The organism is Nesterenkonia sp. K-15-9-6 (assembly GCF_052656005.1).
Genome location: NZ_JBQYEY010000021.1, coordinates 49,629 through 56,372 on the forward strand (window position 1 = coordinate 49,629; position 6,744 = coordinate 56,372).

Consider the following 6,744-nt stretch of genomic DNA (forward strand, 5'->3'; position numbering starts at 1 on the left):
GAAGCGGTAGAATGAGGGCCTGACCCGAGTACGAGAGGTTCTCGGGTCAGTCCATGTCATGACCCGGCCGCTCCGCGCGGTCGCACCCCTGGTGATAAAGGAGACGGCAGAGCCCGTGACCTCGGAAGACAACTCCCTCCCGTCCGACGCCGAGCAGCCAGAGCAGCCGGCCCCTGCACCGCCCGGCGGATCCGCAGGATCGCCGTCCAGCCCGGCCGAGTACGGGGCCTCGGACATCACCGTCCTGGAGGGCCTCGAGGCCGTACGGAAACGTCCCGGGATGTACATCGGCTCCACCGGTGAACGTGGCCTGCACCACCTGGTCTACGAGGTGGTGGACAACTCGGTGGACGAGGCCCTGGCCGGCTACTGCACCCACATCGAGGTCACGCTCCAGGACGACGGCGGAGTGCGCGTCACCGATGACGGCCGCGGCATCCCGGTGGACATGCACCCCACCGAGGGACGTCCCACGGTAGAGGTCGTCATGACGGTTCTGCATGCCGGAGGAAAGTTCGGCGGGGGCGGCTATGCGGTCTCCGGGGGGTTGCACGGCGTGGGCATCTCGGTGGTCAACGCGTTGTCGACCCGTGTGGACACCACCGTGCGGCGGCAGGGCCACGAGTGGTCGATCTCCTTCGCCGACGGCGGCAAACCGTCCAAGGAGCTCTCCCAGGGCGCCCCCACGGAGGAGACCGGCACCACGCAGGTCTTCTACCCGGACCCGGAGATCTTCGAAAGCACTGAGTTCGACTTCGAGACGCTGCGCGCGCGCTTCCAGCAGATGGCGTTCCTGAACAAGGGACTGCGCATCACGCTTTCCGACGAGCGTCATATCGCGGCGAATCAGGTCGTCGTCGATGAGATCGTCGAGGGGGAAGGCTCATCGTCCGAGGGTGCCGAGGCCACTCCGGCGGAGCCCGGGGAGGGCGCCGAGGCGGTGGCCGAGACCCAGGCGGGCCGCGTCGTCGTCTACCAGTACGACCATGGCCTGCTGGACTATGTGAACCACCTGAACTCGGCGAAGAAGGCGGAGAACGTCCACGAGGACGTCATCGCCTTCGAGGCCGACGACGACGCCCGCGGCATCACCGCGGAGCTGGCGATGCAGTGGACCATGACGTACTCGGAGTCGGTCCACACCTATGCGAACACGATCAACACCCACGAGGGGGGCACCCACGAAGAGGGCTTCCGCGCGGCGATGACGAGCTTGATCAACCGCTATGCGCGGGAGAAGCAGATCCTGCGCGAGAAGGATGACAACCTCACCGGCGAGGACATCCGCGAGGGTCTGACGGCGGTGATCTCCGTGAAGCTCTCGGAGCCGCAGTTCGAAGGGCAGACCAAGACCAAGCTCGGCAACACGGAGGCACGCGCGTTCGTCCACAAGGTGGTCAACGAGCACCTGGGGGACTGGCTGGAGCGGAATCCCGGCCCGGCCCGGGACATCGTGCGCAAGGCGCAGTCCGCGGCACAGGCGCGCATGGCCGCTCGTAAGGCCCGGGAGAACGCCCGCCGGAAGTCTCCGTTGGAGACCCTCGGCATGCCGGGCAAGCTGTCCGACTGCTCGTCGAAGGATCCCTCGCGCTGCGAGATCTACCTGGTGGAGGGCGACTCCGCGGGTGGGTCGGCCAAGCGGGGCCGGGACCCGGAGACGCAGGCGATCCTGCCGCTGCGCGGCAAGATCCTCAACGTGGAGCGGGCCCGCCTGGACAAGGCTCTGGGCAACCAGGAGATCCAGTCGATGATCACCGCCTTCGGCACCGGCATCGGCGAGGACTTCGACATCGCGAAGCTGCGGTACCACAAGATCGTGCTGATGGCCGACGCCGACGTCGACGGCCAGCACATCACCACCCTCATGCTGACCCTGCTGTTCCGCTACATGCGGCCTCTGATCGAGCACGGCCATGTGTTCCTGGCGCAGCCGCCGCTGTACCGGCTGAAGTGGTCCAATGCTCCGCATGACTATGTGTTCACCGACGCGGAGCGTGATCACGCCCTGCAGGAGGGCTTGGCCGCGGGGCGCAAGCTGCCCAAGGAGCTGGGCATCCAGCGGTACAAGGGTCTGGGCGAGATGGACTACGGGGAGCTGTGGGACACCACGATGGACCCGCAGAACCGCACGCTGCTGCAGGTGTCCATGGAGGACGCCGCCGCCGCTGACGAGATCTTCTCGATCCTCATGGGAGAGGACGTGGAGTCCCGCCGCGGCTTCATCCAGCAGAACGCCAAGGACGTCCGCTTCCTCGACATCTGATCGTCTGATCGTCACCTTCCCAAGGGAGAGCACCACACGTGAGCGACACCACCGAGAACCCTGAGCAGCCGCAGCCCGAGGAGGGCGTCGAGGGGGCCGTGCTGACCGACCGGATCCGCCCCGTGGATCTGCAGACGGAGATGAAGCGGTCGTACCTGGACTACGCGATGGCCGTGATCGTCGGCCGCGCGCTGCCGGACGTCCGCGACGGCCTGAAGCCGGTGCACCGTCGGGTCCTCTACGCGATGTACGACGGCGGCTACCGACCGGAGCGCTCCTTCAACAAGTGCGCCCGTGTGGTCGGCGACGTGATGGGCAACTACCACCCGCACGGCGACTCGGCCATCTACGACGCCCTGGCGCGCCTGATCCAGGACTGGGTGATGCGTTACCCGCTGGCCTCCGGTCAGGGGAACTTCGGCAACCCGGGCAATGACGGCCCCGCCGCTCCGCGATACACCGAGACCAAGATGGCCCAGCTGGCCATGGAGATGGTCCGGGACATCAACGAGAACACCGTCGACTTCCAGGACAACTACGACGGCAAGCAGCAGGAACCGGTGGTCCTGCCCTCGCGCTTCCCGAACCTGCTGGTCAACGGATCGTCTGGCATTGCCGTCGGCATGGCCACCAACATCCCTCCGCACAACCTGCGGGAGGTCGCCGACGGCGTCAAGTGGTACCTGCAGAACCCCCAGGCGTCCCGAGAGGAGCTGTTGGAGGCTCTCCTGCAGCGGATCAAGGGCCCGGACTTCCCCACCGGGGCACAGATCCTGGGCACGCGAGGCATCGAGGACACGTATCGGACCGGCCGCGGCTCGATCACGATGCGTGCGGTGGTCAACGTCGAGGAGATCCAAGGCCGGACGTGCCTGGTGGTCACCGAGCTGCCCTACCATGCCAACCCGGACAACCTCGCGATCAAGATCGCCCAGCTGGTCAAGGACGGCAAGGTCAGCGGCATCGCCGACCTGCGGGACGAGTCCTCCGGCCGCACCGGTCAGCGACTGGTGATCGTGCTCAAGCGTGACGCCGTCGCGAAGGTGGTGCTGAACAACCTCTACAAGCATACCCAGCTGCAGGAGAACTTCTCGGCGAACATGCTCGCCCTGGTGGACGGCGTGCCCCGCACCCTGAGCCTGGACGCCTTCGTGCACCACTGGGTGACCCACCAGATCGACGTCATCGTGCGCCGCACCCAGTTCCGTCTGGCCAAGGCCGAACGGGAGGCGCACATCAAGGTGGGTCTGCTCAAGGCGCTGGACGACCTGGACCGCGTCATCTCGACGATCCGCGAGTCCTCCACCGTCGAGGTGGCCCGCCAGAACCTGAAGGCTCTGCTGGACATCGATGATGAGCAGGCTCAGGCGATCCTGGACATGCAGCTGCGCAAGCTGGCCGCCCTGGAACGTCAGCGGCTCCAGGAGGAGTACGACGAACTGATGCGCCAGATCGCCGAGTTCCAGGCGATCCTGGCCTCGGAGGTGCGTCAGCGCGAGATCATCGGCGAAGAGCTGGACGGCATCGTCGAGAAGCACGGCGATGATCGACGCACCCACATCGTGCGTGGCTATGACGGCGACATGTCGATGGAGGACCTGATCCCGGAGGAGGACGTGGTCGTCTCCATCACGCGCGACGGTTACGTCAAGCGCACCCGCATCGACAATTACCGCGCACAGAACCGGGGCGGCAAGGGAGTGCGCGGTGCACAGCTCCGAGCAGACGACGTCGTCGAGCATTTCTTCGTCACCACCACGCACCACTGGATCCTGTTCTTCACGAATCTGGGGCGGGTCTATCGGACCAAGTGCTACGACCTCATGGAGGCCGGGCGGGATTCGAAGGGTCAGCATGTGGCCAACATCGTCGCCTTCCAGCCGGATGAGACGATCGCCGGGGTCCTGCCGCTGAAGTCCTACGAGGACGCGCCCTATCTGGTGCTCGCCACCCGCAACGGCCTGGTGAAGAAGACCCCGCTGACGGATTACGACTCTCCGCGGCAGGCGGGTGTCATCGCGATCAACCTGCGCGACGACGACGAACTGGTCTCTGCGAAGCTCGTCTCGGCCGAGGACGATCTCATGCTCGTCTCCCGGCGTGGCCAGTCGCTGCGCTTCACCGCCGCGGATGACGCGCTGCGCCCGATGGGCCGTGCCACCTCGGGTGTGACGGGCATGAAATTCCGGGAGGACGACGAGCTCCTCACCGCGGACGTCGTCACCGAGGACTCCTATGTCTTCGTCGTCACGGAGGCCGGCTACGCGAAGCGTTCACATGTGGACGAGTACCGGGTGCAGGGTCGCGGCGGTCTGGGGATCAAGGTCGGCAAGCTCGTAGAGGACCGTGGGGATCTCGTGGGAGCCATGGTCGTGGAGGACGACGATGAGGTCCTCGTGGTCATGGAGTCCGGGAACGTGGTCCGCTCCGCTGTGGAGGGTGTCCCGTCGAAGGGTCGGGACACCATGGGTGTGATCTTCGCCAAGCCCCGGGGCAAGGACCGGATCATCAAGGTGGCTCGCAGTTCGGGTGCCGCACTGGCGGCCACGGGCGAGGACCAGGCCGCCGAGGAGGAGGGTCCCAGCTCCGCTGAGTCTGGCACGACAGAGACGTCTGAAGCTGACGTCGAGGCGGTGCAGGCTTCCGCCCAGCAGGATGGAGTAGCGTTGGACTCTGACAGCGATGGAGGTCATCAGTGAGCGCGAACACCCCTGAGGGCCGGTCCGGCTCCTCCTCGGCAGGGCAGACCGGCCGCTTCCCGGCGCCGCGTCCCCGTGCCCAGAGCACCGCCGCCGAGGACAGCGGCACCATCACCGCTACCCGTACGGGCTCCGGCTCTGGCAGCGCGCCGGCGCGGCCCAAGGCGGGGCCGGCCCGCCCGCAGGCGGCCCCTCGGCCGTCCTCTGGCGCGGCGGCTCGCCCCCAGGCTCCGCGCGGCGGATCACGGCAACCCGGTCTGGTGCGTCCGACGCCGAAGGCCAAAGTCCGCAAGGCACGCCTGCTGATCTCGAAGGTCGACCCGTGGTCGGTGCTGAAGATGAGCTTCCTGCTGTCGGTGGCGCTGGGCATCATGACGGTGGTCTGCGCGGTGATGCTGTGGTCCGTGATGGATCTGACGGGGATCTTCGACCGAGTCAACGACCTGCTGGCTCAGGTGCTGGGCACCGAGGGTGAGGGCTTCGCCATCGAGCAGATGGTGACCCTGGGCCAGATCGCCTCCTTCGCCACGATCATCGCCGTGATCAACGTGGTGCTGCTGACCGTGCTGGCGATGCTGGCAGCGATCCTCTACAACATCTCTGCCTCCCTGGTGGGTGGCATCGGTGTGACGCTGACGGATGACTGAGGCTCCGATTTGGAACCACTTCTGAAGCTGGTGTAATGTGGAGTGGTCGTCCTGAGGAGGACAGGCTCGTTGAGAGTTCATTCCCTCGGTGACGGCGTTCCAGGGCGTATAGCTCAGGCGGTTAGAGCGCATCGCTGATAACGATGAGGTCCGAGGTTCAAGTCCTCGTACGCCCACTCCTGATCCTGGATCACCGAACGACTCCGGAGCAGCAGGAATGCTCCGAGAGGAGAGTTCTATGCGACGTCTCGCTGTGACGGCCCTGCTCGTGGCCGGCATCCTCGGATATCGTCGATGGAAGCAGGCAGAAGATGGTCGTCAGGTGTGGCGAGAGGCCACGGACTCCCTCTGATCTGCGTTCCTGGTCAGGGTATGCGGTATCGACAACTTCACATCTCGCGGGGGCATGGCGCAATTGGTAGCGCATCTGCTTTGCAAGCAGAGGGTTAGGGGTTCGAGTCCCCTTGCCTCCACCGACAGAGAAGCCCCTGGGCCGGATTTCCGGTCCGGGGGCTTCTCACATCTGTGGGTGCTGGGAGTCGGACCGTCGTGGCCAGGGCAGCCATTCCGCAGAGTAGTTTCCTGAATCACAGAATATTCACAGGAAGATCACGACCCGCCTGGAGGTCACCGGGAGATGACGGCCCGGGGACATGAATGAGAGCTTTCAGGACTGGTTTCATGGGCGCTTCGGGAGAGTCACGTGACGGGCGGATCGCCGTCTTTCCAGGTCAGAAGCGCTTTAGTTTCGAGGCGCCAACCGCGATGCATGCCTTCGCGGCACAGATGGCACCAACTATAGGCCCCGGTCGTTGGTGCCGGCAACTATCACTGCCCGGTTACGGACAGGCGGCGGTGTGTGTGGCGAGAAGCCTCCAGTGGCCGGCTCGTAGAAGCCTTGAGAGAACCTTGACAGAGCCCGAGCGGTTGGATTGGCTGATACGGGGACATGGCCCGACCGCGCGCCGGTGACCAGGTCTCTCGCCAACCACCTGATTGGAGAGGAAGGCATGCAAGGGGAATCCATGCATCATGCACAAGGGGGGAAACCGCGACCCCCATGGAGAGGCGTTCTGAAACGTGCTCTCGCGGTCGGTGCGGCATCGACGATCTCGGTCGGTGCTTATGCGCTGCC

General features: G+C 65.6%; 4 protein-coding genes and 2 tRNA genes. All 6 read left to right on the forward strand.

The window, feature by feature from the left end; genetic code table 11:
* Positions 1-58: 58 nt before the first annotated feature.
* The 6 genes from gyrB (at position 59) to SD455_RS12855 (ending at position 6,082) form a co-directional block, all read left to right on the forward strand.
* Entirely contained in the window at positions 59-2,263 is a 2,205-nt protein-coding gene (gyrB, locus tag SD455_RS12830) for a DNA topoisomerase (ATP-hydrolyzing) subunit B (protein ID WP_083277775.1), read from the forward strand.
* A gap of 38 nt (positions 2,264-2,301) precedes the next feature.
* Positions 2,302-4,962: a DNA gyrase subunit A gene (gene gyrA, locus SD455_RS12835; protein WP_070162324.1), complete on the forward strand. Its 2,661-nt coding sequence runs from the start codon at positions 2,302-2,304 to the stop codon at positions 4,960-4,962.
* On the forward strand, positions 4,959-5,609 hold the full coding sequence (locus SD455_RS12840) for a DUF3566 domain-containing protein (RefSeq protein WP_311025564.1): 651 nt from the start codon (positions 4,959-4,961) through the stop codon (positions 5,607-5,609). Before gyrA ends, SD455_RS12840 begins: the two co-directional genes overlap by 4 nt.
* Positions 5,610-5,711: 102 nt before the next feature.
* Positions 5,712-5,785, forward strand: a tRNA-Ile gene (locus SD455_RS12845).
* Between the two features lie 62 nt (positions 5,786-5,847).
* Positions 5,848-5,961: a DLW-39 family protein gene (locus SD455_RS12850; protein ID WP_237090258.1), complete on the forward strand. Its 114-nt coding sequence runs from the start codon at positions 5,848-5,850 to the stop codon at positions 5,959-5,961.
* Positions 5,962-6,009: 48 nt separating this feature from the next.
* Positions 6,010-6,082: transfer RNA gene (locus SD455_RS12855), tRNA-Ala, on the forward strand.
* Positions 6,083-6,744 lie beyond the last annotated feature (662 nt).